Annotated in this window: 26 protein-coding genes; 15 read left to right on the forward strand and 11 right to left on the reverse strand. The window is 74.9% G+C overall.

What is annotated here, in order from left to right; all coding sequences use genetic code 11:
* Positions 1–178 precede the first annotated feature (178 nt).
* The gene (locus J7I94_RS07345; protein WP_215166051.1) at positions 179–1,003 is read left to right on the forward strand and encodes a TIGR02452 family protein; all 825 of its coding nucleotides are present in this window, start codon (positions 179–181) and stop codon (positions 1,001–1,003) included.
* On the opposite strand, the gene J7I94_RS07350 is transcribed toward J7I94_RS07345, so the two are convergent.
* Complete coding sequence (locus J7I94_RS07350; protein ID WP_215166052.1) at positions 988–1,452, reverse strand: type II toxin-antitoxin system PemK/MazF family toxin; 465 nt, start codon at positions 1,450–1,452, stop codon at positions 988–990. The genes J7I94_RS07345 and J7I94_RS07350 overlap by 16 nt on opposite strands.
* 524 nt (positions 1,453–1,976) lie before the next feature.
* Here J7I94_RS07350 and J7I94_RS38170 point away from each other — a divergent pair.
* From J7I94_RS38170 to J7I94_RS07370, 4 genes are all read left to right on the forward strand, one after another.
* Positions 1,977–2,159, forward strand: coding sequence for a hypothetical protein (locus J7I94_RS38170; protein WP_308114508.1), 183 nt, complete (start codon positions 1,977–1,979; stop codon positions 2,157–2,159).
* Between the two features lie 40 nt (positions 2,160–2,199).
* Positions 2,200–3,090: an NAD(P)-dependent oxidoreductase gene (locus J7I94_RS07360; protein WP_215166053.1), complete on the forward strand. Its 891-nt coding sequence runs from the start codon at positions 2,200–2,202 to the stop codon at positions 3,088–3,090.
* A 227-nt stretch (positions 3,091–3,317) separates the two neighbouring features.
* On the forward strand, positions 3,318–3,743 hold the full coding sequence (locus tag J7I94_RS07365; RefSeq protein ID WP_215166054.1) for a PPOX class F420-dependent oxidoreductase: 426 nt from the start codon (positions 3,318–3,320) through the stop codon (positions 3,741–3,743).
* A gap of 158 nt (positions 3,744–3,901) precedes the next feature.
* On the forward strand, positions 3,902–4,330 hold the full coding sequence (locus tag J7I94_RS07370) for a VOC family protein (RefSeq protein WP_215166055.1): 429 nt from the start codon (positions 3,902–3,904) through the stop codon (positions 4,328–4,330).
* Positions 4,331–4,373: 43 nt separating this feature from the next.
* Here J7I94_RS07370 and J7I94_RS07375 read toward each other — a convergent pair whose 3' ends face one another.
* On the reverse strand, positions 4,374–5,252 hold the full coding sequence (locus tag J7I94_RS07375; RefSeq protein ID WP_215166056.1) for an alpha/beta fold hydrolase: 879 nt from the start codon (positions 5,250–5,252) through the stop codon (positions 4,374–4,376).
* Positions 5,253–5,377: 125 nt separating this feature from the next.
* Here J7I94_RS07375 and J7I94_RS07380 point away from each other — a divergent pair, with 125 nt between their 5' ends.
* Both J7I94_RS07380 and J7I94_RS07385 read left to right on the forward strand, forming a co-directional pair.
* Positions 5,378–7,351, forward strand: coding sequence for a BTAD domain-containing putative transcriptional regulator (locus J7I94_RS07380; RefSeq protein ID WP_215166057.1), 1,974 nt, complete (start codon positions 5,378–5,380; stop codon positions 7,349–7,351).
* A gap of 176 nt (positions 7,352–7,527) precedes the next feature.
* The gene (locus tag J7I94_RS07385) at positions 7,528–7,953 is read left to right on the forward strand and encodes a CBS domain-containing protein (protein ID WP_215166059.1); all 426 of its coding nucleotides are present in this window, start codon (positions 7,528–7,530) and stop codon (positions 7,951–7,953) included.
* Between the two features lie 104 nt (positions 7,954–8,057).
* Here J7I94_RS07385 and J7I94_RS07390 read toward each other — a convergent pair whose 3' ends face one another.
* The 4 genes from J7I94_RS07390 to J7I94_RS38175 form a co-directional block, all read right to left on the reverse strand.
* Positions 8,058–9,497, reverse strand: a complete 1,440-nt coding sequence (locus J7I94_RS07390) for an FAD-dependent oxidoreductase (RefSeq protein WP_215166061.1) — start codon at positions 9,495–9,497, stop codon at positions 8,058–8,060.
* The gene (locus tag J7I94_RS07395; RefSeq protein ID WP_215166062.1) at positions 9,497–10,702 is read right to left on the reverse strand and encodes a polysaccharide pyruvyl transferase family protein; all 1,206 of its coding nucleotides are present in this window, start codon (positions 10,700–10,702) and stop codon (positions 9,497–9,499) included. The genes J7I94_RS07390 and J7I94_RS07395 overlap by 1 nt, the downstream gene beginning before the upstream one ends.
* A 239-nt stretch (positions 10,703–10,941) precedes the next feature.
* Entirely contained in the window at positions 10,942–11,781 is an 840-nt protein-coding gene (locus J7I94_RS07400; protein WP_215166063.1) for a helix-turn-helix domain-containing protein, read from the reverse strand.
* A 343-nt stretch (positions 11,782–12,124) separates the two neighbouring features.
* Complete coding sequence (locus tag J7I94_RS38175) at positions 12,125–12,334, reverse strand: hypothetical protein (RefSeq protein ID WP_308114510.1); 210 nt, start codon at positions 12,332–12,334, stop codon at positions 12,125–12,127.
* Between the two features lie 136 nt (positions 12,335–12,470).
* On the opposite strand from J7I94_RS38175, the gene J7I94_RS07405 reads away from it, so the two are divergent.
* Positions 12,471–13,376 (forward strand): LysR family transcriptional regulator, encoded by a 906-nt coding sequence (locus J7I94_RS07405; protein WP_215166064.1) that lies wholly within the window; start codon positions 12,471–12,473, stop codon positions 13,374–13,376.
* 101 nt (positions 13,377–13,477) lie between these two features.
* On the opposite strand, the gene J7I94_RS07410 is transcribed toward J7I94_RS07405, so the two are convergent.
* Positions 13,478–14,041, reverse strand: a complete 564-nt coding sequence (locus J7I94_RS07410; RefSeq protein WP_215166065.1) for an NAD(P)H-dependent oxidoreductase — start codon at positions 14,039–14,041, stop codon at positions 13,478–13,480.
* Positions 14,042–14,182: 141 nt separating this feature from the next.
* Here J7I94_RS07410 and J7I94_RS07415 point away from each other — a divergent pair, with 141 nt between their 5' ends.
* Together J7I94_RS07415 and J7I94_RS07420 are read left to right on the forward strand one after the other, a co-directional pair.
* Complete coding sequence (locus J7I94_RS07415) at positions 14,183–14,851, forward strand: TetR/AcrR family transcriptional regulator (RefSeq protein WP_251074793.1); 669 nt, start codon at positions 14,183–14,185, stop codon at positions 14,849–14,851.
* Between the two features lie 118 nt (positions 14,852–14,969).
* On the forward strand, positions 14,970–15,977 hold the full coding sequence (locus J7I94_RS07420) for a LacI family DNA-binding transcriptional regulator (RefSeq protein ID WP_215166067.1): 1,008 nt from the start codon (positions 14,970–14,972) through the stop codon (positions 15,975–15,977).
* Positions 15,978–16,013: 36 nt separating this feature from the next.
* Here the strand turns inward: J7I94_RS07420 and trxA are convergent, their stop codons facing one another.
* The gene (trxA, locus tag J7I94_RS07425; protein WP_215166070.1) at positions 16,014–16,400 is read right to left on the reverse strand and encodes a thioredoxin; all 387 of its coding nucleotides are present in this window, start codon (positions 16,398–16,400) and stop codon (positions 16,014–16,016) included.
* 119 nt (positions 16,401–16,519) lie between these two features.
* Here trxA and J7I94_RS07430 point away from each other — a divergent pair, with 119 nt between their 5' ends.
* Entirely contained in the window at positions 16,520–17,953 is a 1,434-nt protein-coding gene (locus J7I94_RS07430) for an NAD(P)/FAD-dependent oxidoreductase (RefSeq protein ID WP_215166072.1), read from the forward strand.
* 108 nt (positions 17,954–18,061) lie between these two features.
* On the opposite strand, the gene J7I94_RS07435 is transcribed toward J7I94_RS07430, so the two are convergent.
* Entirely contained in the window at positions 18,062–18,706 is a 645-nt protein-coding gene (locus tag J7I94_RS07435; RefSeq protein ID WP_215166074.1) for a peptide deformylase, read from the reverse strand.
* A gap of 135 nt (positions 18,707–18,841) precedes the next feature.
* On the opposite strand from J7I94_RS07435, the gene J7I94_RS07440 reads away from it, so the two are divergent.
* On the forward strand, positions 18,842–20,260 hold the full coding sequence (locus J7I94_RS07440; RefSeq protein ID WP_215166076.1) for a PepSY domain-containing protein: 1,419 nt from the start codon (positions 18,842–18,844) through the stop codon (positions 20,258–20,260).
* 36 nt (positions 20,261–20,296) lie between these two features.
* Here the strand turns inward: J7I94_RS07440 and J7I94_RS07445 are convergent, their stop codons facing one another.
* Positions 20,297–20,680 carry a tetratricopeptide repeat protein gene (locus tag J7I94_RS07445; RefSeq protein WP_215166078.1) on the reverse strand — a complete coding sequence of 128 codons (384 nt, stop codon included), beginning with the start codon at positions 20,678–20,680 and terminating at the stop codon, positions 20,297–20,299.
* A 193-nt stretch (positions 20,681–20,873) separates the two neighbouring features.
* Here J7I94_RS07445 and J7I94_RS07450 point away from each other — a divergent pair, with 193 nt between their 5' ends.
* Both J7I94_RS07450 and J7I94_RS07455 read left to right on the forward strand, forming a co-directional pair.
* A complete protein-coding gene (locus J7I94_RS07450; protein WP_215166080.1) occupies positions 20,874–21,200 on the forward strand; it encodes a hypothetical protein in 327 nt (108 codons plus the stop codon).
* A gap of 121 nt (positions 21,201–21,321) precedes the next feature.
* On the forward strand, positions 21,322–22,698 hold the full coding sequence (locus J7I94_RS07455) for a DUF3500 domain-containing protein (protein WP_251074794.1): 1,377 nt from the start codon (positions 21,322–21,324) through the stop codon (positions 22,696–22,698).
* Positions 22,699–22,760: 62 nt separating this feature from the next.
* On the opposite strand, the gene J7I94_RS07460 is transcribed toward J7I94_RS07455, so the two are convergent.
* A complete protein-coding gene (locus J7I94_RS07460; RefSeq protein WP_215166082.1) occupies positions 22,761–23,699 on the reverse strand; it encodes a LysR family transcriptional regulator in 939 nt (312 codons plus the stop codon).
* Between the two features lie 248 nt (positions 23,700–23,947).
* Between J7I94_RS07460 and J7I94_RS07465 the strand changes: the two genes are divergently transcribed.
* Positions 23,948–24,586, forward strand: a complete 639-nt coding sequence (locus J7I94_RS07465; RefSeq protein WP_215166084.1) for a bifunctional 2-polyprenyl-6-hydroxyphenol methylase/3-demethylubiquinol 3-O-methyltransferase UbiG — start codon at positions 23,948–23,950, stop codon at positions 24,584–24,586.
* Positions 24,587–24,635 lie beyond the last annotated feature (49 nt).

The following is a 24,635-nucleotide window of genomic DNA, read 5'->3' on the forward strand; positions in this document are numbered from 1 at the left end:
CGGGGACCGGCCGGACAGCCGGACCGCACACTCGTCCCACCCAAGACCTTCACGCGGCACGGCACAAGAGTGCGAAAACTCCGTTGCACCGCACGACCAGCATCGCTCACGATGCGTTCATGAGCACGACGGGGGAGACCGCGCGGTACGCGGTCACGGCGTCCACGGGGGTGGCGCCGTGAGCGCGCGCCTGCGGGAGATCGCCCAGCGGACGGAGCAGATCGTCGCGGCGGGTGCCTACCGCGCGTCCGACGGACGCGAGGTGGGGATCGCGGCGGCCGTGGCGGCGGCCCGGGCGGGCACCCGCCTGCACGGGCCGGAGCCCGTCCCCGTCCCGGACACCCCGTCCGTACCCACACGCGTCGAGGTCACCGGCGAGAGCAGCCTGGAAGCCGCGCGCCGCCTCGGCGGCGATGCCGCGGTCCTCAACTTCGCCTCGGCGCGCAACCCGGGCGGCGGCTACCTCAACGGCGCCCAGGCCCAGGAGGAGGCCTTGTGCCGGGCCTCCGCGCTCTACACCTGCTTGCTGCGGGCCCGCGACTTCTACGACCACCACCGGGCGCACCGCGACCCGTTCTACACCGACCGCGTCGTGTACTCGCCCGCCGTCCCCGTCTTCCGGGACGACCGCGGCCGGCTGCTGGACGCGCCGTACACCGCCGCCTTCCTCACCGCCGCCGCGCCCAACGCGGGCGTGGTGCTGCGCACGGCGCCGGACCGCGCCGCCGACCTGCCGCGCGCCCTGGCCGTCCGGGCCGAGCGGGTGCTGGAGACGGCCGTGGCCCACGGGCACCGCCGTCTCGTCCTCGGCGCGTGGGGATGCGGCGTCTTCCGCAACGAACCGGCCCAGGTCGCGGGCGCGTTCCAGGCGCTGCTCGGACCCGGCGGCCGGTTCGCGTCCGCGTTCTCGCACGTGGTCTTCGGCATCCTGGACCGCACCGCGGGCGGCACGGTCCGCGCCGCCTTCGAGCGGACGTTCGACGAGGCTCAGCTCCAGCCGTAGCGCTCCCGCAGCCGGTGCCGTACGAGGTTGAACCGCATCCGGTCCAGCGCGCACGCCTCCCGTCGCATGCCCGCCTCGTGCAGCCGCAGCACCCGGTCGGTGTCCACCCAGGAGTCCCGGCCCGAACGGTCCCACGGGCCGCTGCCGATGGGCACCCAGTCCCGGTCGGCGTCGTGCCGCTTGCTGGACAGCCGCACGGCGAGCACGGTGCCGGCCGCCTCGCGGGCGACCACCAGCACGGGGCGGTCCTTGCCCCGGCCGTCGTTCTCCTCGTAGGGCACCCAGGTCCAGACGATCTCGCCCGGGTCGGGGTCGCCGTCGTAGGCGGGGGAGTACTCGGTGCGCACCGGGCCCACCGCGTGGACGTCGGCCTCGGTGGTGGCGTGCGGGCCGTGGCGGCCGGGGGCGTTCCCCTCGGTCCCGTGGCTCTGATCGGTGAAGGCAGTCACGGCCGTACCGTACGGGACGCGGGCGTGCCGCCGGCCGCTGGGGCATCGGAGGGCCGATGGCGGCCATCGGAGGTCCTATTGGTACGCCGATGGCGCCCGGCCTACGGTCGAAGGCGTCGCCGAGTGGCAGCGCGCCGCCCGAGCGGCCAGCATGCAGCCAGGAGCACCGAGAGAGGCCCCCATGACCACCCAGCACGCGATCGACTGGCCGGAGAAGTACCTGCCCGGCACCGGCGACAACTTCGTCTCCAACGAGGTGATCGTCCAGGGCGTCACCGCGTCCCGGGCCTGGCGGTTCCTCGTCGACACCTCCACCTGGGAGTCGTACTACGACAACGTCGCCGACATCTCCTTCCCGGACGGTGACGGCCCCGAGCCGGCCGACGGCGTCCGTTTCGCCTTCGGCACCTTCGGGTTCCCGCCGCTGGACGCCCGCGTCGTCGAGTTCCAGGCGCCCGGTGAGGGCGTCCCGGGCCGCCTGTCGTGGACGGCTCTAGGAGGGCGGGCCCGACGAGCGGCTCGACGTGCTGCACGCCTGGCTGGTGGAGGACCTGCCCGGCGGCCGGGTGCGGATCCTCACCCAGGAGTCGCAGTTCGGCAAGCCCGCGGCCGACCTGGCGGGACAGACCCCGAACCCGATGCTCAACGGCCACCAGGCCTGGCTGGACGGGCTGGTCCGGGCCGCCCGCGGCCAGGTGGCAGGCTGATCCCCGTACGCGTGACCCCCTGGAGGAGGAAGCCGACCTCATGACCGACCAGCTCACCGTGAGTGTCCTGGGCACCGGCATCATGGGCGCCGCGATGGCCCGCAACCTCGCCCGCGCCGGACACGCCGTCCGCGTCTGGAACCGCACCCGCGCCAAGGCCGAGCCGCTCGCCGCCGACGGCGCGCACGTCGCCGGCACGGCCGAGGAGGCGGTGCGGGGCGCGGACGTCGTCCTGACCATGCTCCATGACGGCCCCGCCGCCCTCGACGTCATGCGGGAGGCCGCGCCCGGTCTGCGCCCCGGCGCCGCCTGGGCGCAGTCGACCACCGCGGGCGTCGACGCCCTCGACGACCTGGCCGGCTTCGCCCGCGAGCACGGCCTCGTCTTCTTCGACGCCCCGGTGCTCGGTACCCGGCAGCCCGCCGAGGCGGGCCAGTTGCTGGTGCTGGCCGCCGGACCGGCCGAGGCGCGGGACGCGGTGACGCCCGTCTTCGACGCGGTGGGCAACCGCACGGTGTGGACCGGCGAGGACGGCGCCGCCGGCAGCGCCACCCGGCTCAAGCTGGTCGCCAACAGCTGGGTCATCGCCGCCACCAACGCGGCCGGCGAGGTCCTCGCGCTGGCCGGGGCGCTGGGCGTCGACCCCGACCACTTCTTCGACGCCATCGCCGGCGGCGGGCTCGACATGGGCTATCTGCGGGCCAAGGCCGCGCTGATCCGCGAGGGCAGGCTGACCCCCGCGCAGTTCGCCGTGCACACGGCCGCCAAGGACGCCCGGCTGATCGTCGAGGCCGGCGAACGGGGCGGCGTCCGCCTGGACGTGGCCGCCGCGGGCGCCGAGCGCCTGTCCCGGGCCGCCGCGCAGGGGCACGGCGACGAGGACATGGCCGCTGCGTACTACGCCAGCTTCACCGAGGAGCCGTCCGACTGACCGGGAACGGGGCGTGCCGCCCCGGCGAACGGGAACGATCAAGAACGGGAACGACCGAGAACCGGAACGACCGAGAACCGGAACGGCTGAGAGCCGGAACGGCTGAGAACCGGGACGATCGTGAGCCGGAACGGCTGAGAGCCGGGACGATCGAGAACCAGAACGGCTGAGAGCCGGGACGACCGAGAACCAGAACGACCGAGAACCAGAACGACCAAGGAGTCCGCATGTCCAAGCCGCCGCTGCCCGCCGACGCCGTCGAGATGCTGCGCCGCGCCAACCCCTGCGTCATGGCGACCCTCCGCTCCGACGGCACCCCCGTCTCCACCCCGACCTGGTACGTCTGGGAGGACGACGGCCGGGTCCTGATCAGCCTCGACGAGGGGCGCGTACGCCTGGGACATCTGCGCCGTGACCCGCGGGTCACCCTCACCGTCCTCGACGGGGAGGACTGGTACACCCACGTCACCCTCATCGGCCGGGTCGCCGAGTTCCGCGACGACGAGGGCCTGGCCGACATCGACCGCATCTCCACCCACTACACCGGCGGCGCCTACCCCGACCGGGTCCGGTCCCGGGTCAGCGCGCTCATCGAGGTCGAGCGCTGGCACGGCTGGGGTGCCCACAAGGACAGCGACCAGGCCTCCTCGTGAGCCGCCGCCCCGGTCCGGGCAGCCCCGGTCACCACGCCGAAAAACGCTCGACACCGTGGCGCGCAGCCGCCTGACATCCTGGCCGCGGCGTCGCGTGCCGGTCACCGGCCGGGTGAGGCATGGAGGCGCCGCGGAGATGCCCGTGGAGGCATTGACCCATGTCGGTCGAGTTCAACCACACCATCGTTCTCACCCGAGACCGGGAGAAGTCCGCCCGTTTCCTCGCCCACGTCCTGGACCTGGAGGTCGGCGAACCCGCCGAACCGTTCCTGCCCGTGACCACCGCCAACGGCGTCACCCTGGACTTCGCCACCGTCGACACCGAGATCCCCGTGCAGCACTACGCGTTCCTCGTCTCCGAGGAGGCGTTCGACGCCGCCCTGGCCCGGCTGGTCGCCGACCGGGTGCCGATCCAGGCCGACCCGCACGGCCGGCACCCGCGCCGGATCAACCGCAACGACGGCGGGCGCGGCGTGTACTTCACCGACCCGGCGGGCCACGCGCTGGAGATCTTCACCCGCCCCTACGGCAGCGACCCCGCCTCACCCCTGAACGGGGTCACGGAGGAGGTGCCCGGGGCGGTGTGACCGGCGGGCCGGACCGGCACAGCGGCGGCGGTGCCCGCGGGGCCTACCGGGACAGCAGCTCCCGCAGCGCCCCCGACACCTCCGCCGGCGCCTCCTCCGCCATGAAGTGCCCGCAGTCCACGGTGAGATGCCGCAGGTCCGGGGCCCAGGCCCGCCACAGCGCGGCGGCGTCGTAGCCGAGGGCCGCGCCCCAGTCCTGCTGGAGCACGGTCACCGGCATCCGCAGCCGGTTGCCGCGCTCCCGGTCGGCGCGGTCGTGGTCGACGTCGACGCCGGCCGAGGCCCGGTAGTCGGCCACGATGGACGGCACCGCCTCCCGGGACGCCGTGAGGTACGCGGCGCGCACGTCGGCCGGGAGGGCGTCCGGGTCGCGGGTCCAGACGTCGAGGAAGTGACCGAAGAACGCGTCCGGCGCGCCGCCGATCAGCGCTTCCGGCAGTCCGGGCGGCTGGGCCATCAGGTACAGATGGAAGCCGACGGCGGCCGTGGTGCCGTGCAGCACGTCCCACATGTCCAGGGTCGGCAGCACGTCCAGCGCGGCCAGGTGCGTCACCGCGTCCGGGTGGTCCAGCCCGGCCCGGACGGCGACCAGCGCGCCCCGGTCGTGCCCGGCCAGCGCGAACCGCTCGTGCCCCAGCGCCCGGGCCAGGGCGACGACGTCGGCGGCCATCGTCCGCTTGGCGTACGCGGTGCCGTCCGGGTCGGCCGGCTTGTCGCTGTCGCCGTAGCCGCGCAGGTCGGGGCAGACGACCGTGTGTTCGGTCGCCAGGTCGGCGGCGACGTGCCGCCACATCAAGTGGGTCTGCGGGAAGCCGTGCAGCAGGACGACGGGGCTGCCGGAGCCGCCGACGGCGACGTTCAGCGCCACGCCGTCGGCGACGGGGACCCGGTCGTAGGAGAAGCCGGGGAGGGTCGGTGTCATGAGGGGTGCGTTCCTTTCAACGGTCCTTCGCGCACCCCTGACCCTGCCGGGCGTGGATCAGCAACCGATCAGCGCGCGTACCGTGGTGACCTGGTCGGAAGCGAACGGAACAGGTCGGACGGAACATGGAGACGGTCACCTTCGGGGTGCTCGGGCCCGTCACGGCCGAGCGCGACGGCCGGGCGCTCGCCCTGCGGGGACCCCGGCACCGCGCCGTGCTGGCCCGGCTGGTGCTGGCCCGGCGGCGGGTCGTCCCGGTGTCCCGGCTGGTCGAGGACCTGTGGGACGTACCGCCCGCGCGGGCCGTGGGAGCGGTGCGCACCTTCGTCGGTGATCTGCGCCGGGCCCTGGAACCCGACCGGCCGCGCCGCGCCCCGGCCCGGCTGCTGGTCACCGAGGGTCCGGGATACGCGCTGCGCGCGGCGGCGGACGCGGTGGACGCGTGGCGCTTCGAGGCGGCCGTCACGGCGGCCGGCCGGCTGCCCGCCGCGCAGGCGCCGGACCGGCTCGGGGCGGCCCTGGGTGAGTGGCGGGGACCGGCGTACGCGGAGTTCGCCGGGGAGGAATGGGCGCGGGGCGAGCGGTCCCGGCTGACCGAACTGCGGCTCGGCGCCGTCGAACGCCGGGCGGAACTCCTGGTGGAGCTGGGCCGCGCCGCCGAGGCCGTCCCCGACCTCGACGCCCACCTGGACGGCCACCCGTGGCGCGAGGAGGCGTGGCGGCTGCTCGCCCTCGCCCTGTACCGCACCGGACGGCAGGCGGACGCCCTCGCGGTACTGCGCCGGGCCCGCGCCCGGCTCGCCGGGGAACTGGGCATCGAGCCGGGGCCGCGGCTGCGCCGCCTGGAGGCCGGCGTCCTCGCCCAGGACCCGGCCCTGGACCCGTCCGCCGAACCGGCCGAGGCGGCGGCCCGGCTGTGGACCCGCGCGACGCAGGCGTACGACCGCGCGGTCGCCGCCGGCTCCGGGGCCCGCCTGGAATCCACCGTCGGCCTGCTGCGCGCCCTCGCCGTCACCGGCGGCGGCGGTCTGGAGGCCGCCCGGCTGCACCGTCCGGCGGCCGTCGCCGCCGCCGAGGAGACCGGCGACGCCGCACTGACCGCCCGGGTCATCGGCGCCTACGACGTCCCCGCCAACTGGACCCGCAGCGACGACCCCGAGGCGGCCCGCCGGATCGTCGAGGCCGCCGAACGCACCCTCGCCGCCCTCCCGGACACCCCGTCGGCCGCCCCCGCCCGCTGCCGCCTGCTCGCCACCGTCGCCCTGGAGAGCCGCGGCGTACGGTCACCGCGCGGCCCCCGGGCGGCGCGCGCGGCCGAGGAGATCGCCCGGAACCTGGACGACCCCGCGCTGCTGGCGTTCGCCCTCAACGGCACCTACATGCAGTCCTGCACCACCGCAGGGACGGCCCCGCGCCGCGACGCGATCGGCGCCGAACTCGTCGCCCTCGCCGCCCGCCACGCCCTGGTCACCTACGAGGTCCTCGGCCACCTGATCCGCCTCCAGGCGCGCTCCGCCCTGGCCGACTTCACCGGTGCCGACGAGCACGCCGCCGCCGCGGACCGGCTGGCCGCCCGGCACGAACGGCCCCTGGTGGCCGTCTTCACCGACTGGTACCGCGCCCTGCGCCAGGCCGCCGGCGAAGCCCCGTACGACCGCGCCGAGGCCGGGTACCGGGCCGCCGCCGCGCGCCTGGACGGCGCCGGGATGCCGGGCCTGGAACGGGGCCTGCTGCCGCTCGCCCTTCTCGGCCTGCGCCTGTCCCGGGGCCTGCCGCCCCGGGTCGACCTGCGGGCGGACTGGGGCCCCTACCGCCCCTGGGCACAGCCGTTCGCCCTCCTGGCCGAGGGCGAACGGACGGCCGCCGGGACCGCCCTGCGGAACCTGCCCGAACCACCGCCCGACCTCCTCTACGAGGCCCTGTGCTGCGCCGAGGCCGCGCTCGCCCTCGCGCTCGGCGACCGGGCGGCGGTGCGGCGGACGTACGACAGGCTGCTGCCCGCGTCCGGCGAACTGGCGGGCGCGGGCAGCGGGGTGCTCACGTTCGGCCCGGTCGACGACTGGCTGACCGCCCTCGGCCGGGCGCTCGACCGGCCCTGACCGGCGGGTCCCGGAGCCGTTCCCCGCCGGCCGGGCGGTTTGACCGGGCCGATGTCGGCAACGCGGTCGAAGACGGACACCACCACGGACACCGCCACCACGGACACCGCCACCACGGACACCGCCACCGCAGGCACGACCACAGGCACCGACACAGCGCCCGGGAGGCGCCCGCCATGACCCACCGCATCCGGGACGTGATGTCGCCCGCCACGGCGACCGTCGAGCCCATGACCACCGTGACCCACGCCGCCGAGCTGATGCGCGAACGGAACGTCGGGGACGTCCTCGTCGCCTACGACCGCGACCTGTTCGGCGTGCTGACCGACCGCGACATCGTCCTGCGGGCCGTCGCCGACGGCCGCGACCCCGACGACACCCGGGTCGGCTCCGTGTGCACGCCGCCGCCCGTGGTGACCCTCACCCCGGAGGACACCACCGACCGGGCGGCCGAGCTGATGCGCCGGTACGCCGTGCGCCGCCTCCCGGTCGTCGAGCACGGCGGCGACCTGGTCGGCATCGTCAGCCTCGGTGACCTCGCCGCCGCCGAGGACCCCCGCTCGGCCCTGGGCGGCATCAGCACGGCGGCTCCCGGCCACTGACCGCCGGATCGGTCAGGCACCCTCCGCCGGATCGGTCAGGCACCCTCCGCCGGATCGGTCAGGCACCCTCCGCCGGATCGGTCAGGCACCCTCCGCCGGATCGGTCAGGCACCCTCCGCCTGATCGATCCGCAGCCGCGCCCCCTGCCGCAGCAGCTCCCGCTGGACCAGCCGGTACGGCAGCCCCCGCGGGCCCTGCCCGTGCCGTACGGTCAGCGCGGCGCACACCCCGGCCGCCTGGCCGGTGGCCATGGCGATGGGCATGACCCGGTACGACGAGTGGGCGACGTGCGTCCCCGAGATGCAGCGCCCGGCGACCAGCAGCCGGTCGGTACCGCGCGGCAGCAGGCAGCGCAGCGGGATGTCGTAGAAGCTGCCCCTGGGCACCCGCTTCAGTACCGTTCCGGAGCCGCGCGGGTTGTGGATGTCGACCGGGTACGCGCCGTGCGCGACGACGTCCGCGAAGGGGCGGGCGGCCAGGATGTCGTGGCCCGTCAGCTGGTAGTCGCCGAGGACGCGCCGGCTCTCCCGGACGCCGACGTGCACGCCGCTCTGCACCACGTACGACGCCTCGAAGCCGGGGACCCGGGCGCGCAGGAACCGGTCGATCTGGGCGAGCTGGCGGCGGGCGGTGTACTCGGCCCGGGTCAGGTCCCACACGCTGGTGCCGAGCACCCTGGTCACCCGCGTGCAGTTGACGCTCACCTCGTGCGGGTGCGGCGTCGCGAAGAACAGGATGTCCTCGCGCGGCAGCCGCAGGTCGCCGTCGGCCCGCGCCTGTTCCACCAGGTCCCACAGCCCGTGCACCCCGCGCCACTGGTCCGGGTGCTCGCGCACGTACTCCGCGAAGTCCGGCCGCGAGAAGTCCGCCATCCGGAACATCAGCGTCATCGGCTGCACCAGCCCGTCCTCCGGCCGGCCGATCTCGTACGGCGCCCCGCAGGCCGCCGCGACGTCCCCGTCCCCGGTGCCGTCCACGACCACCCCGGCGTCGATCACCACCGGACCCGACTTGGTCTCGAACACCACCCGCCAGCCGTCGCCCTGCCGCAGCGCCGTCGACGCGAACGCGTGGAACAGCATCCGCACACCCGACTCGTCCATCATCTCCAGCAGGGTCAGTTTGAACAGCTCGGGGTCGAAGGGGACGGTGTAGCCGGTCCTCGGGGTCGGGCGCAGGCAGCCGCCGCGTTCCATCAGCCGTTCCAGCAGCCGCCACAGCACGCCCGCGACCACCGGTTCGCCCTCGCCGTGGTCGGTGGGCAGCAGCCGGGAGGCGTCCCCGGCCTCGGTGAACGCCGCCTGCTTGTGCTCGTTGTGGAACGACATCAGCGGCATCACCAGCGCCGCCGTCGCGTTGCCGCCGAGGAACCCGTACCGCTCCACCAGCACCACGTCGGCCCCGGCGTCGGCCGCCGCCAGCGCCGCGGCGAACCCGGCCGGACCGCCGCCCACCACCAGCACGTCGCAGCGGCCCCCGTGCTGGGCGGACCGCGGCGGCAGGGTCACCGTGCGTGGCTCGGCGGGTTCGCGCAGAACCGGCATCACACCTCCAGGGGCCGCGGCTCGGCCGCGCCGGACAGCGCCCCGTCAGCCCGCCCGCCGCCGACCGCGTCCAGCAGCGAGCCGCAGCGCACACAGGTCTCGCGGGCGGCCGTCGTCAGCTCCCGCATCCGCGCCCTGAGGTCCTCCTCGCGCCGCGGATACTCGTCCCACAGCCGGTCGACCTCCGCCAGCAGCAGCCCGGCCTGTTCCCGCGCCACGCCCACCAGCGCCGGAGCCCCGAGCCGCCGCGCGAAGTCGAACACCTTGCCGGAGTAGGGCAGCGGCAGCACCGGTACGCCGGTCAGCGCCGCGAAGATCACGAAGTGCAGCCGCATGCCGACGGCCAGGTCCAGGTGGCGCATCAGGCCGAGGACCTGCCCCGGGCTGTAGGAGCCGTGCAGGATGCGGCCCTTGTCCGGCGCGGTCATGTGGGACAGCACGGCGTGCGCGTGCCGTACGTCGTGCCGCTCCATCGGCAGGAACACCACGTGCGCGTCCAGGCGCCGTACCAGGAAGTCCGCGACGGTGGCGAGCAGCGCGTGGTAGTCGCTCTCGTCCAGCGCCTCGGCCGCCCGGCCCGGTTCCCGTACCGACATCCCCACCAGCCGGGCGTCGGTGGGCACGCCCTCGTCGCGCATCATGGCGTCGGTGAAGGGTTCGGGGCGCAGCAGCAGGGCCGGGTCGGCGGTGACGGTGACCTCGCGTTCCAGGCCGACCTCCTCCAGCACCAGCCGGGACTCCTCGTCGCGTACCACCACGTCGTCCATGTCGGCCAGCACGGTCCGTACCGCCTCCCGGTCCTCGGCCTCCCGCAGCGGTCCGGCGCCGATGGCGTAGGCGAAGGTGGGCACGTCCCGGTCCTGCGCGGCGCGCACCAGCCGCAGGTAGCGCCGGGCCTCGCCGTCGAAGAGGAGGCCGCCGCCGCCCAGTACCAGCAGGTCCAGGCGGGGCAGTACGTCCAGGACGTGGTTGCGGCTGACACCCTCCCAGTCGACGACCTCGTCGGCCTCGGAGTGATGGGCGCGGGTGTGCTCGGCGTTCCGGCTGAGGACGACGAGGTGGGCGTCCGGCCGGTGGGCGCGCAGACAGCCCAGGACGCAAGTGAGGATCGCCTCGTCGCCGGTGTTGAAACCGCCGTAGGAGCCGAGCACGCCGATGCGCGGGCCGGACCGGGCGGCGGGCGGATGCGGAGGTGCGGTGGTCATCCGGGTGCTCCCGTCGGGTCGGGCCGGGCGGGCCGCCGGCCGGGGTGGTGCTCACGCGGGGTGCTCAGGCGGGCGGGGCCTGCGCAGGGTCCCGGGTTGCCTGCGTCGTCCCCCGGAAACCCCTCGTCTCGTCCGCCCACGCCTGAGCCCCTCCCGCGCCGGTCCGGGAGGCACCGGCCCGCACGACGCCCCACCGCCCCACCGCGCCGCCCGCCGCATGACCGGGGCCGGTACGCGGGCTAATCCACCAGCGACTGGGTGCCCAGGACGGTGACCAGGGCCAGCCGCTCGGCGTCCGGGGTGCCCGGCTCGGCGGAGTACACCATGACGCGCAGGTCGCTGCCCGCCACACTGAGCACGTCGCAGTCCAGGTCCAGCGGCCCCACGGCGGGGTGGTCGATCGTCTTGCGGGCCACCTCGTGCCGGCCCACGATCCCCGACTCCCACAGCTCGGCGAACCGCTCGCTGTGCGCGCACAGGTCCTCGACCAGCCGCCGCAGCCGCCGGTCGGCGGGGTACCGGCCCACCGTGTGGCGCAGATCGGCGACGAGCGCCTCCTCGAACGCCCGCCGCTCCGGCGGGCTCTGCCGCGCCCGGCCGCGCGGGCCGGCGAAGGTGCGCCACACGCTGTTGCGCTCGTGCCCGCGCCAGTCGGACGGATCGCCCATCAGGGCGGCGTACGGCTGGTTGGCCAGCAGCAGCGTCCACGCGGCGTCGAACACGGCGACGGGGGTGCCGGCCAGCCGGTCCAGCAGCCGGTGGACGCTGGGCGGGATGTACGAGGGCACCGTGTCCGGACCCGGCGGCACCAGCCCGGCCTGCCGGTACAGATAGGCCCGCTCCTCCAGCGGCAGGCGCAGCGCCCGGGCGAGTGCCTCGACGACCTGCGGCGAGGGGTTGGCCGCCCGGCCCTGTTCCAGCCGGGTGACGTAGTCGACCGAGATGCCGGCCAGCAGGGCCAGTTCCTCCCGGCGCAGCCCGGCCGCGCGCCGCGGACCGCGGGCCGGCAGCCCGGCCGACTCGGGGGAGACGCGGTCGCGCCACCGGCGTACGGTCCGTCCGAACTCGGTCGTCGTCATGGCTCCCAGTGAACACCGCCGGGCCCCCGCGTACCTGGTACCGCTGGTCCCAGGAAGCGGACCCGACGTGGCGCACAGGAGGCGGCGCGGCCGTCCCCGGCCGGGCCGCGGGCCGACCGGGGACGGCCGGGTGCGGGACCAGGACGTCGCAGCCGTGGGACCCGACCGGCCGCACTCGCGGTGCGGCCACCCCGCCGGCCTGGCGCCGACCGGAACGTTCCGCCGTTGTCCAGGAAGGCCCGGGGCGGCCCCTTCGGCGCGGAGGGCACCGTGCCACCGGGCACGGCGTGCGGCGCGGAGCGCGATCCGCCGGGACCGACGGCGGTCAGCGCACCGGTGATCTTCAGCGCCCCGGCGCGGGACGGCTGCGGGAGACCACGCGGACGCCCGTCGCGTCGACGATCCGCATCTGGAGCGAGCCGCAGGCGCACCGGGACCACACCGTGTGGCCGGTGGCCGTGGGGTGCCGGGACACCACCTGGCAGGGCTCGGCGGCGTCCGGCCACCCGCAGTGCGGGCAGGCGGTACCGGTCGTGCCGGTCGTGCTGGTGATGGCGTCTCCTTGTCCGTGCCGGTGCGGTCGATGTCCTGCTCGGCCGGCTGATCGTCGCGACACAGCCAAGGGTGCGACGAGAGGTCCGTACACGTCCAGGTTGACTTACCGGACCTCACCGTGAAGCGTGGACTTCATGATTGACCTGCGCCGGCTGCACGTCCTCAGGGCGGTCGCCCACTACGGCACGGTCACCGCCGCCGCCCGCGCCCTGCACTTCACGCCCTCCGCCGCCTCGCAGCAGATCCGCCGGCTCGCCCGGGAACTGGGCGTCGACCTGCTGGAGCCGCAGGGCCGCGGCGTACGGCTCACCCCCGCCGCCGAGAGCCTGCTCACGCACGCCGACGCCATCCAGGCCCGCTGGGAGGAGGCGGAGCTGGAACTGCACGCGGGCCGGGACGAGCCCGCCGGTCCGCTGCACGTGGCCGGGTTCCCGGTGGCCGTCTCGGTGCTGCTGGCGCCGATGACCGCCCGGCTGCGCGAACGCCATCCCCGCCTCACCGTCCGCATCCGGGAGACGGACGTACCCGAGAGCTTCGACCTGCTCTTCGAGGGGGAGGCCGATCTCGCCGTGGTGGAGGCGACCCCGCGCAACCCGCCGCCGGGCGACGCCCGCTTCGACCAGCGGCCCCTGCTGGACGACCCGTTCGACCTGGTCGTCCCCGAGGGCCATCCGCTCGCCGGGCGGAACCGGGTCGGTCTGGCGGACGCGGCGCACGAGCCCTGGATCGCCCCGGTGCCCGGGAGTCCCTGCCGGTTGCACGTGATGTCGGCGTGCGGCGCCGCCGGTTTCACCCCCGACGTGGTCCACCACGCGCGGGACTGGAACGTGACCGCCCACCTCGTCGCGCACGGCCTCGGCGTCGCCCTGATCCCGCGCCTGGCCCATCTGGTCCCGCACCTGCCCGTCACCCGGCTGCGCTGCGCCGACCGCCCGCACCGCACGCTGCTGACCTGCACCCGGCGCGGCGGACACCGGCGGCCGGCGGTCGCCGCGGCACTGGCGGAACTGCGCGCCCTGGCACCGACGGCGGTGGCCTGACACCGCGCCGCGAAACAGCAGCCGCGGAACAGCACGGGAACAGCACAAGGGGCCGGAGTCCCGAAGGACCCCGGCCCCGCGCGGTGCCGAGCTTGCCGCACTCAGGCGGCGGTGATCTCCCCGGCGTGGCCGTGCAGACGCGAGACGACCTCGGTCAGCTGGGCGGCGACCTCGGAGTCGTCCGCCGGGTGGGTCTCGGCGAAACGGGTCACCGAGCCGGGGATGGACAGCTTCAGCTCCTCGATCACCTTGCCGCCCGCGATGCCCACGGCCTTGCGGGCGTCGTCCTGCGCCCACACGCCGCCGTACTGGCCGAAGGCGGTGCCGATGACGGCGACGGGCTTGCCGCCGAAGGCGCCGGCGCCGAACGGGCGGGACAGCCAGTCGATGGCGTTCTTCAGCACGGCCGGCATGGTGCCGTTGTACTCCGGCGACAGGACCAGGAAGGCGTCGGAGGCCTGGGCGGCCTCACGCAGCCGGGCGGCGGCGGCCGGGACGCTGCCCTCGACGTCGATGTCCTCGTTGTAGAAGGGGATCTCGGCCAGTCCCTCGAACAGCTCCACCTCGGCCCCGGCCGGGGCGAGCTTGCGGGCCGCCTCGGCGAGCTGGCGGTTGTGCGAACCGGCGCGAAGGCTGCCGACGAGGGCGAGGATACGAACAGACATGGTGATGACTCCAGGCGCTGTAAACACTGCGGGACACCGCGAAACACTGCGGTTACGAATCCGGACCGAGGTCCGTTTAATGTTGTAGCACCTTAAGCGGACCACGGTCCAGTTTTCTTCCCGATGCTTTACGCTGGCGACATGTCCGCCGCCCTTCCGCCCCGTCCCGCGTCCCCGGTTCCCGTCGACCCGCCCGAACTGCTGCAGCTCGGCACCGGCCCGCTGGAGAAGGAGCCGTGCCTGCGCGCGGACGCCGCGCGCAACCGCGCCCGGCTGCTGGAGGCCGCCGCGCGCCTGGTCGCGGAGCACGGCGCGGCCGGGGTCACCATGGAGGCGGTGGCCGCGGCGGCCCGGGTGGGCAAGGGCACGGTGTTCCGCCGCTTCGGCGACCGCACCGGACTGCTGATGGCGCTGATGGACCACTCGGAGCGGAAGTTCCAGGCCGCCCTGCTCAGCGGCCCGCCGCCACTGGGACCCGGGGCGCCGCCCGTGGAGCGGCTGCGCGCCTTCGGCTGCGCGCTGCTGCGCCGCGCGAGCGAGGAACTGGACCTGCAACTGGCCGCCGAACCCGGCCCCGGGCGCCGCTACACCGTCCCGGCCCGCCGCTTCCACAACGCCCACGTGGCCCTGCTGCTGCGCCAGCTGGTCCCGGACGCCGACAGCGAACTGCTCGCGCACACCCTGATGTCCTCGCTCGACCCGGTGCTGGTCCATCACCTGACCGTGCAGTGCGGGATGCCCCTGGCCCGGCTGGAGCGGGCCTGGACGGACCTGGTGGCCCGGACGACCGGGACGCCGCCGCCCCGGTGACCGGAACGCACGCTCACACTCCGTCAGTTTCCCTACGCGGTCCCGTAGTTGGTCCGATCCGGACTACCTTCCCCCGGCCGCCGTCCCGCCCCGCGGCTCTGCCAGGATGCCGTACGTCATGGTGCAGATACCGAACCCGCCCGTGCCCACGAGCGCCGATGTGGCCCGTCTGGCCGGCGTCTCCCGCGCGACCGTCTCCTACGTCCTGAACAACACCCACGCCGTCCGCATCAGCGAACCCACCCGCCGCCGGGTCCGCGAGGCCGCCGAACAGCTCGGCTACGTCCCGCACGCGGCGGCCCGCACCCTGCGCGCCGGCCACAGCCGCACGGTCGTGATGCCGGCGCCCGCGTTCCCCGCCGGCCCGCTCTACACCCGCTTCGTCGGCGAACTCCAGAAGGCCCTCGCCCACCTCGACTACACCGTCGTGCAGTACGGCGCCGGCGGCCCGTACGGCGACGACAGCGCCCGCGCCTGGGCGGAGCTGCGGCCGATCGCCGTCCTGGTCCCCGGACCCGGCCTCGGCCCGCGCGGCGTGGAGGTGCTGAAGCGCTCGGGCGCCCGCGCGGTGGTGACCTTGGGGCCCGAGGCCGTCGACGGCGCCCACGCCCTGATCATGGACCACCGGGCCGTCGGCCACGCCGCGGGCCGGCACCTGTACGAACGCGGGCGCCGCCGCGTCGGTGTGGTCATGCCGGCCGAACCCGGCCTGCGGCTCTTCTCCGTACCCCGCCTGGCGGGCGTCCGCCGCGCCCTGCGCGGCACCGACGCGACCCTGACCGAACTGCCCCTCCCCTACGAGGAGGAGGCCGCCGCCCGGCTCGCCGCCCGCTGGGACACCCTGGGCCTGGACGCCGTGTTCGCCTACAACGACGAGTACGCCATGCTGCTCTGCCGCGCCCTCCAGGACGCCGGTGTCCCCATCCCCGGGCGGACGGCCGTGCTCGGCGCCGACGACCTCGTGCTGGGCCGGCTGCTGAGGCCGCGGCTGAGCACCGTACGCCTCGAACTGCCCGCGGGCCGCGAACTCGCCGCGCTCGTCGACCGTGCCGTGCGCGAACCCGGCGCCGTGCCCGAGCACCGCGCGGTCCTCGGCGCGTCCGTGGTGCACCGCGACTCCAGCTGAGCCCGGCCCCGCGCGAGGACCGCGCCGGCGGCCGGACTACCGCCCGCTCTGCTGGCCCTGCGCCTGCTGGTCGGCGACCGCCTTGCGGACCTCGTCCATGTCCAGCTTCCGGGCCTGCCCGATGACGTCCGTCAGCGCCGCCTCGGGCAGCGCGCCCGGCTGCGCGAACACGGCCACCTGGTCCCGGACGATCATCAGCGTCGGAATGGACTGGATGCCGAAGGCCGCGGCCAGCTCCGGCTGCGCCTCGGTGTCCACCTTGCCGAAGACCAGGTCGGGGTTGTCCTGTGCCGCCTTCTCGTAGACCGGGGCGAACTGACGGCACGGCCCGCACCAGGACGCCCAGAAGTCGATCAGCACGAACTCGTTGTCCGTGACCGTCTGGTCGAAGTTCTCCTTGGTGAGCTCCACGGTGCTGCTCATGGCTGATCCCTCTTCCTGGTCGGGGGCGGGTGCCGTCGGCGCAAACAGCGAAGGCCGAGCGGGTATTCCGCGCACGTACCCATGTGGCCCCGGCGCACACCACCCACCAGACTGGCCCCATGACGGAAACGGAATCCAACGTGTACGACGTCGTGGTGATCGGCGCCGGCCCGGTCGGCGAGAACGTCGCCGACCGCACCCGGGCGGCCGGACTGACCACCGCGATAGTGGAGAGCGAACTGGTCGGCGGTGAGTGCTCCTACTGGGCGTGCATGCCCAGCAAGGCCCTGCTGCGCCCGGTCATCGCCCGGGCCGACGCCCGCCGCACCCCCGGACTGGGCCAGGCGGTCCAGGGCCCCCTCGACGCCTCCGCGGTCCTCGCCCACCGCGACTACTACACCTCGGACTGGAAGGACGACGGCCAGGTCCAGTGGATCGAGGGCATCGGCGCCGACCTGTACCGCGGACAGGGACGCCTCGCCGGGCCGCGCACCGTGGAGGTGACCGGACCCGACGGGGAGCGGCGCGTCCTCACCGCCCGGCACGCCGTCGCCGTCTGCACCGGCAGCCGCGCCGCCCTGCCCCCGCTGCCGGGCCTGGCCGACGTCCGCCCGTGGACCAGCCGCGAGGCGACCAGCGCCCAGCGGGCGCCGGGCCGGCTGATCGTGGTCGGCGGCGGAGTCGTGGCCGTCGAGATGGCCACCGCCTGGCAGGCCCTCGGCGCGCGCGTCACCGTACTGGTGCGGGGCGGGGGACTGCTGGAGCGCATGGAGCCGTTCGCCGGGGAACTGGTCGCCGAGGCGCTCACCGAGGCCGGCGCCGACCTGCGCACCGGCACGTCCGTGAAGTCCGTCAGCCGGGAGAACGGCACCGTCGTCGCCGTCACCGACGGCGGCGACCGGATCGAGGCCGACGAGATCCTCTTCGCCACCGGGCGCGCGCCGCGCACCGACGACCTCGGCCTGGAGACCGTCGGACTGGAGCCGGGCTCCTGGCTGGAGACCGACGACAGCCTGCGCGTCACCGGCCACGACTGGCTGTACGCCGTCGGGGACGTCAACCACCGGGCCCTCCTCACCCACCAGGGCAAGTACCAGGCGCGGATCGCGGGCGCCGCCATCGCCGCCCGCGCCTCCGGCGAGGGCGCCCTGGACTCCGGCCCGTGGGGCGCGCACGCCGCGACCGCCGACCACGCCGCCGTCCCCCAGGTGGTCTTCACCGACCCCGAGGCGGCCTCCGTCGGCCTGACCCTGGCCGAGGCCGAACAGGCGGGCCACCGCGTCCGCGCCGTCGACGTGGACCTCTCCACGGTGGCCGGCGCCGGTCTCTACGCCGACGGCTACCGGGGCCGCGCCCGGATGGTCGTCGACCTGGAGGACGAGATCGTGCGGGGCGTGACCTTCGTCGGCCCCGGGGTCGGCGAGATGATCCACTCGGCGACCGTCGCCGTCGCCGGCCAGGTCCCGGTCGGCCGGCTCTGGCACGCGGTGCCGTCCTACCCGACGATCAGCGAGGTGTGGCTGCGGCTGCTGGAGTCCTACCGCGACAGCTGACCGCCGTCCCGCGGCACCGCCGCCCGTCCGGCCCGCCCGCCCGCGGGCCGGCCCGGCGCGGGCAGCGGGGCCGCAGTCGCCGTCGTACGGGTGCGGCCCGCCGAGCACTCAGTCCAGGTCGAAGCCGAGCGCTGCCGCCGCCTCGTGCGGTGTGGGCTGTGACCAGCGTTCCGTCATCGCCCGGGCCGACGCCAGCGAGCGCGGCTGCGCGCGGTCAAGGTACAGCGTCCCGTCCAAGTGGTCCGTCTCGTGCTGCACGATCCGGGCGGGCCACCCGGTGAACACCTCGTCCAGCGCGCGGCCGTGCTCGTCCGCCCCCGTCAGCCGTACCGCCGCGGGCCGGGCCACCACCGCCTGCCAGCCCGGCACGCTCAGACAGCCCTCGTAGAACGCGGCCCGGCCGTCACCGGCCGGCTCGTACGCCGGATTGACCAGGACCCGGAACGGCTGCGGCACCCGCCCGCGCGCCCGGCGCACCTGGGGCGGCACCGGCGCCGGGTCCTCGATCACCGCGATCCGCAGCCCCACCCCCACCTGCACGGCCGCCAGGCCGACCCCCGGCGCCGCCCGCATGGTCACCCGCAGCGCCTCGACGAACCGGGCCAGCAGCGCGGGCTCCAACTGTCCGTCGAACGGCTCGGCCGCGCGCCGCAGCACCGGATCACCGGCCTCGACGATCGGCAACGGGCCACCAGGGGCCAGGAGTTCCTCGACACGCTCGGCGATCGGCGTACGCCCGGCCCAAGTTCCCATCACGCCAGGATGCCACGGCCCACTGACACCACCCCGCGCGCGAGTGACGCACATCACAGGAATCGCCGGGCACTCGGTGCCTCCCGGAGCCGACCACTGGACCGTCACGCCCGACGACGCCCCGGAGAGACGCCCATGACCACCGCTTCCTCGACCACCACGGACGAGGCCCCGCAACCGGCCGCCGCGCAGCCAGCGCCCGGCAGATGGTCCCCGCTGCGCCCCCTCGTGCTGCGCCTGCACTTCTACGCCGGGGTGTTCGTCGCCCCCTTCCTCCTGGTCGCGGCCGTCACCGTCCTGCTGTACGCCGCCTCCTTCCAGGCCGAGAAGCTCGTCTACGCCCACGAACTGACCGTTCCCGAGGTGGGCGGGGCCAAGCTGCCGGTCTCCGAGCAGGTCGCCGCCGCCCGCGAGGCCCACCCCGAGGGCACCGTCTCCGCCGTGCGCCCCTCGCCCGCCGACGACGCCACCACCAGGGTGATGCTCTCCGGCGTCGCGGGCGTCGACCCCGCCCACACGCTCGCCGTCTTCGTCGACCCCTGCACCGCCGAGGTGCGCGGCGCCCTCGAACAGTACGGCTCCACCGGCGCGCTCCCGCTGCGCACCTGGATCGACGAGTTCCACCGCGACCTGCACCTCGGTCAGACCGGCCGGCTCTACAGCGAGTTCGCGGCGAGCTGGCTGTGGGTGATCGCGGGCGGCGGACTGGTGCTGTGGTTCTCCCGGCGGCGAGCCCGGCGCAAGCTGCGCGGCACCAGCGGCCGCCGCCGCACCCTCGGCCTGCACGGTGCGACCGGCGCCTGGATCGCGGCCGGGCTCGTCTTCCTCTCGGCGACCGGCCTGACCTGGTCCACGTACGCCGGGGCCAATGTCGAGAAGCTGCGTGTCTCGCTCGGCCAGACCACCCCCGCCGTGTCCTCGGCCGCGGCGGGCGGCGAGCACGCGGGCCACGGCGCGGCGGCGGGCGCCGGAGGGGACGCGGCGCACGGGGTCGGCCTCGACCAGGTGCTGGCCGCCGCCCGCGCCGAGGGCCTCGGCGACCCGGTCGAGATCGTCCCGCCCGCCGACGCGTCCACCGCGTACGTCGTGCGGCAGGTGCAGCGCAGCTGGCCGGAGAAGCAGGACTCGGTCGCCGTGGACCCGGCGACCGGTGAGGTCACCGACGTGCTGCGGTTCGCGGACTACCCGGTGCTGGCCAAGCTCACCCGCTGGGGCATCGACCTGCACACCGGCAACCTGTTCGGCCTCGTCAACCAGCTCGCCCTGATGGCACTGGCGCTCGCGCTCGTCCTGCTCATCGTCTGGGGCTACCGCATGTGGTGGCAGCGCGGACGCGGCTCCTCCTTCGGCCGCCCGATCCCGCGCGGCGCCTGGCAGCAGGTGCCGCCGTACCTCCTCGTACCGCTGCTGGCCTGCGCCGCGGTCCTCGGCTACTTCGTGCCGCTGCTCGGCATCCCGCTCGCGGCGTTCCTCGCGGCCGACATCGTCCTCGGCGAGATCATGTACCGCCGGGGCCGCCGGACGTACGCGAGCGGCCCGGCGGCGAGGCGCTGAGCCCCGCGGCCGGGCCGCCCGGACCAGGCGGCCGGCTCAGACCTCCGCGAAGTCGCCCCCGAGGGCCGCGGCGATCCGCAGCTGGGAGTCGGCCTCGTCCTGCCTGCCCTGCCGCTCCAGCGTCCGGCCCAGCATCAGCCGGGCGTAGTGCTCCACCGGGTCACGCTCGACGATGACCCGCAACTCGGCCTCGGCGCGGTTCAGCTGGGCGGAGTGGTAGTAGGAGCGGGCGAGCAGCAGCCGCGGCCCGGTCTGCTCCGGCACCTCCTCGACCAGCCGGCCGAGGACCAGGGCCGCCGCCGCGTAGTTCTTGGCGTCGAAGAACGTCCGGGCGCGCTCCCAGCGCTCGGCGGGCGTTCCGTGGTCGTAGTACGCCGGGTAGGCCGGGCGGGCGGGGCGTGTCGAGTGGGTCGTGTTCACGGGTGGCCTCCTTCGGACCGGTCAACCACGCGAGGTGGTTGAACATTCCACGACCGGCGGGGTGCGTGCCCGCCGGGCCCCGAGCGCCGGCGGCGATGTCAGTGCCTTGCCGCAGAATGCGGGTCAGCGAGATCAACTCCGGCCGGACCGGGTAGGCGGTCTCGGGTCCCGCCCCGCAGAAAGGCCCTCGTCGATGCCGTCCACCACCGCCGGCCAGTCCAGCCCGGACGCCGCCCAGGTCCTGCGTGTCGTCTCCGACCCGCGCACCCCCGTCTTCGTGACCGAACACCCGGGCGGGCGGCGCAGATACGGTTACTGGCGGCCCATGGAGCCCGGCATGCCGACGGGCGGCTGTTACGTCGCCCTGCCCACCGCCGTCTGCGAGGAACTGCGCTCCGCCGGCCGGATCGCCCTCGACGACCCCATCGTCGACCCCGCCAAGACGACCTGCCGCGTCCGGCCCGTCCCCGCCCACACCGCCTCCGCCCGCGCACGCCGGCAGTGGGCCCGCGCGGCATGACGGACGCACGTCCAACGAAGCCCGACAACAGGGCAGTTGACACCGGCTGAGGCAAGTGTTCCTAAGCCACGCACAGCTTCCTGCTACCGTCTCCCTAATTGTTGACGAAATCGTTCAGCACATGGTCAACGGAACGCACGGACACAAGCCCCGCACGCGGGCGGCGCACCGCTCCCGCCGGTGGTTCATGAACAAGGCCCTGCTCGCGGGCGGCGTCTCCGCCGTCGCGGCCATGGGCGGGTACGCCGCCACCCAGGCCGGCGCCGAGACGACGGCCACGGCCGACGCGACGGCCAGTGCCGGCGCCAGCCCTTCCGGCCCGCCGGCCGGCGGCGGCTTCGGCCAGACGATCGCCTATGACGACTTCGTCGGCGTCACCACCGACGGCACGGTCGTCGAGGACCTCTACGCGATCCACTCCACCGGCGTCTCCACCACCCCCGTGGTGCGCGCCGCCGCGGCCTTCGTCGACTCGCTCACCGACGACCAGAAGTCGGCCACCCTCTTCGACATCGACGCCGACCAGTGGCTCGACTGGACCAACGTCGACTCCAACGACCGCGAGGGCGTGGCCCTGCGCGACCTGACGGAGAAGCAGTACGCGCTCGGCATGAAGCTGCTGAAGTCGGCGCTGTCGGCCCGCGGCCTCAAGCAGGCCGAGAGCATCCGCAAGCTCAACCACTTCCTCGGCGAGTACTCGGGCGACACCTCCAAGGCGCTCAACGAGGACGCCTACTGGTTCACCGTCATGGGCACCCCGTCGGCCACCGACGCCTGGGGCTTCCAGTTCGAGGGCCACCACCTCGTCATCAACTACTTCGTCCTCGGCGACCAGGTCGTGATGACCCCGACCTTCATGGGCTCCGAGCCGACGAAGATCACCTACGACGGCGTGGACTACCACCTCTTCCGTGAGGAGACCGTCGCCGGCCTGAAGTTCTTCCGTTCCCTGAACGACACCCAGCGCGCCGCCGCCCTCTCCGCCGACGAGAAGTCCGGCACCGACCTGATCGCCGGCGCCGGCCAGGACAACGCGCAGATCCCGTACGCCGGCGTCAAGGGCTCCGCCCTGAACAACCGCCAGCAGCAGCTCCTGCTCGACCTGGCCGAGGTGTACGTCGGCTACCAGGACGAGGGCCACGCGCGGGTGAAGCTGCGGGAGATCGAGAAGCACCTCGACGACACGTACTTCTACTGGATCGGCGAGTACGAGGACGACTCCGCGTTCTACTACCGGATCCACAGCCCCGTCGTGCTGATCGAGTACGACGCCCAGTCCCCGCTCGCCTACCACGAGGACGAGGACGGCAGCTCGGCCTCCCCCTCGGCGTCGGCCTCCGCGTCCGCCTCGGCCTCCGCCTCCACGGGCCCCGGCGCGGGCGGCCCCGGCCAGATGGGCGACCCCACCCAGCAGCACATCCACACCATCATCCGCACGCCCAACGGCAACGACTACGGCGTGGACCTGCTCAAGCTCCACCTGGCGACCGACCACTGACCGGTCCGCCTCCTCGGGCCCCGGCCTCGGCCGGGGCCTTCGCGCTGCCCGTGGCCCACCGGCTACCAGTCGCCGGCGGCCCGCCTGAGGTGGTCCCGGACGCGGCGCACGTCGGGGTTGGCGTCGGCGCCCGGACGCTGCACCAGGAAGAGGGTGTTCAGCGGCGGCTCCGCGGGGGAGTGCAGCAGCACCAGCCGGCCACTGTCCAGCTGCTCCCGGCACAGCGAGCGGGGCAGCACGCTGTAGCCGGCGCCGGAGTTCACCGCCGCCAGGGCGGCGTACAGGTTGGGCACGGTCACGGCGGCGTCGGCCACGAGCTGCCGGCCGAAGACCGTGCGCCAGTAGCGGCGCAGGATCGGCAGGTCCTCGGCGTACGTCACCATCGGCACCTCGCGCAGGGCCGCGCCCACCTCTTCGGCGCCGGCGACCCGGTCGGCCCAGGGGGGCGCGGCGACCAGGACGTACTCCTCGTCGGCCAGCGGGACCGAGGCGAGGGCCCGGCCGCGCGGGCGGCGGGTGGTGATCACCAGGTCGTGGCGGCCGGCGCGCATCTCCTCCATCAGCGGTTCGGGCAGCCCCTGCGCCACCCGCAGCCGCACCCCGTCGGCGACCAGCGGGGCGAGCGAGGGCAGCACCCGCACGCACAGCAGCTCGGACGGCCCGGCCAGGTGCACGGGCGCGGCCGTGGCATCGGAGTCCCCCAGCACCGCCAGCGCGTCGAGCGGGGCGGCGACCCGCCCGGCCAGTTCCCGCGCGTACGGCGTCGGCTCCACCCCGCGCGGCAGCCGCGTGAAGAGGACGCGTCCGGTCTGCTGCTCCAGGGTGCGGATCTGGGCGGTCACCGTCGGCTGGGACAGGGCGAGCCCGGGCGCCGCCGCCGTGAACGAACCGGCGCGGTACACGGCCAGGAAGGTGCGCAGCAGATTCAGGTCCGCGTGCGGCGGGAGCCCCCGGCCGCCGGTGGCCGACGGCTCCTCCCGGGCCGGAGTGCGGTGCTTCATGGCGCCAGCGTAGCCGCCCCTGCCATCGGGGCCCCGATGGCGAAGATCGGCACTCCTGTCGGTGGACGGACGGCCGCTCTGTTCCGCGTGCGGACGGCCGCACGCCCGGACCCGGCGCGGGGTCCGCCGCCTTCCGTTTGCCGAACCGGCAAAGTCCTTCGCCGTCGGCGCGGTGTCCGGTGCAGGGTCGCCGATGAGGCGCCGCACTCCCGCGGCGCACGGCCGCAGCGTCCGCCCTGGAGGCACCCATGACCAGCGTCCCCCCGCCTGCCCAGCCCGCCGAGTTCTGGGAGTCCCGCTACCGCGACTCCGGCCGCGTCTGGAGCGGGCGCCCGAACGAACTGCTCGTACGGGAGGCGTCCGGCCTGACCCCGGGCACCGCCCTGGACCTCGGCTGCGGCGAGGGCGGTGACGCCGTGTGGCTGGCCTCGCGGGGATGGCGGGTCACCGGCGTGGACATCGCGGCCACGGCCCTGGAGCGCGCCGCCGCACACGCCGCCGAGGCCGGCGTCGGGGACCGTGTCGCGTGGGAGCGGCACGAGTTGGGCGAGTCGTTCCCCGAGGGTTCCTTCGACCTGGTGAGCGCGCACTACCTGCAGTCCCCGGTCGCCCTCGACCAGCGGGGGGTACTGCGCCGGGCGGCGGCCGCCGTCGCACCCGGCGGCACCCTCCTGCTCGTCCTGCACGCCGGCTGGCCGTCCTGGCAGACCGAGCCCCCGTTCGACGCCGAGTTCCCCACCCTGGACGGCCTGCTGGCCGACCTCGACCTGCCGGCCGCCGAGTGGACCGTCGAGACCCGGGAAACGGTCCGCCGCGCGAGTGCCTCCCCCGACGGCGTCGACGGCCACCGCGAGGACCACGTGTGGCGGCTGCGGCGCGGCCGGTGAACCGGCAGGTCGATCCTGTCCGGTTTGTTGAAATAGTTACCTCATGGGT

It is taken from the genome of Streptomyces sp. ISL-12 (genome assembly GCF_018614415.1).
Lineage (GTDB): Bacteria > Actinomycetota > Actinomycetes > Streptomycetales > Streptomycetaceae > Streptomyces.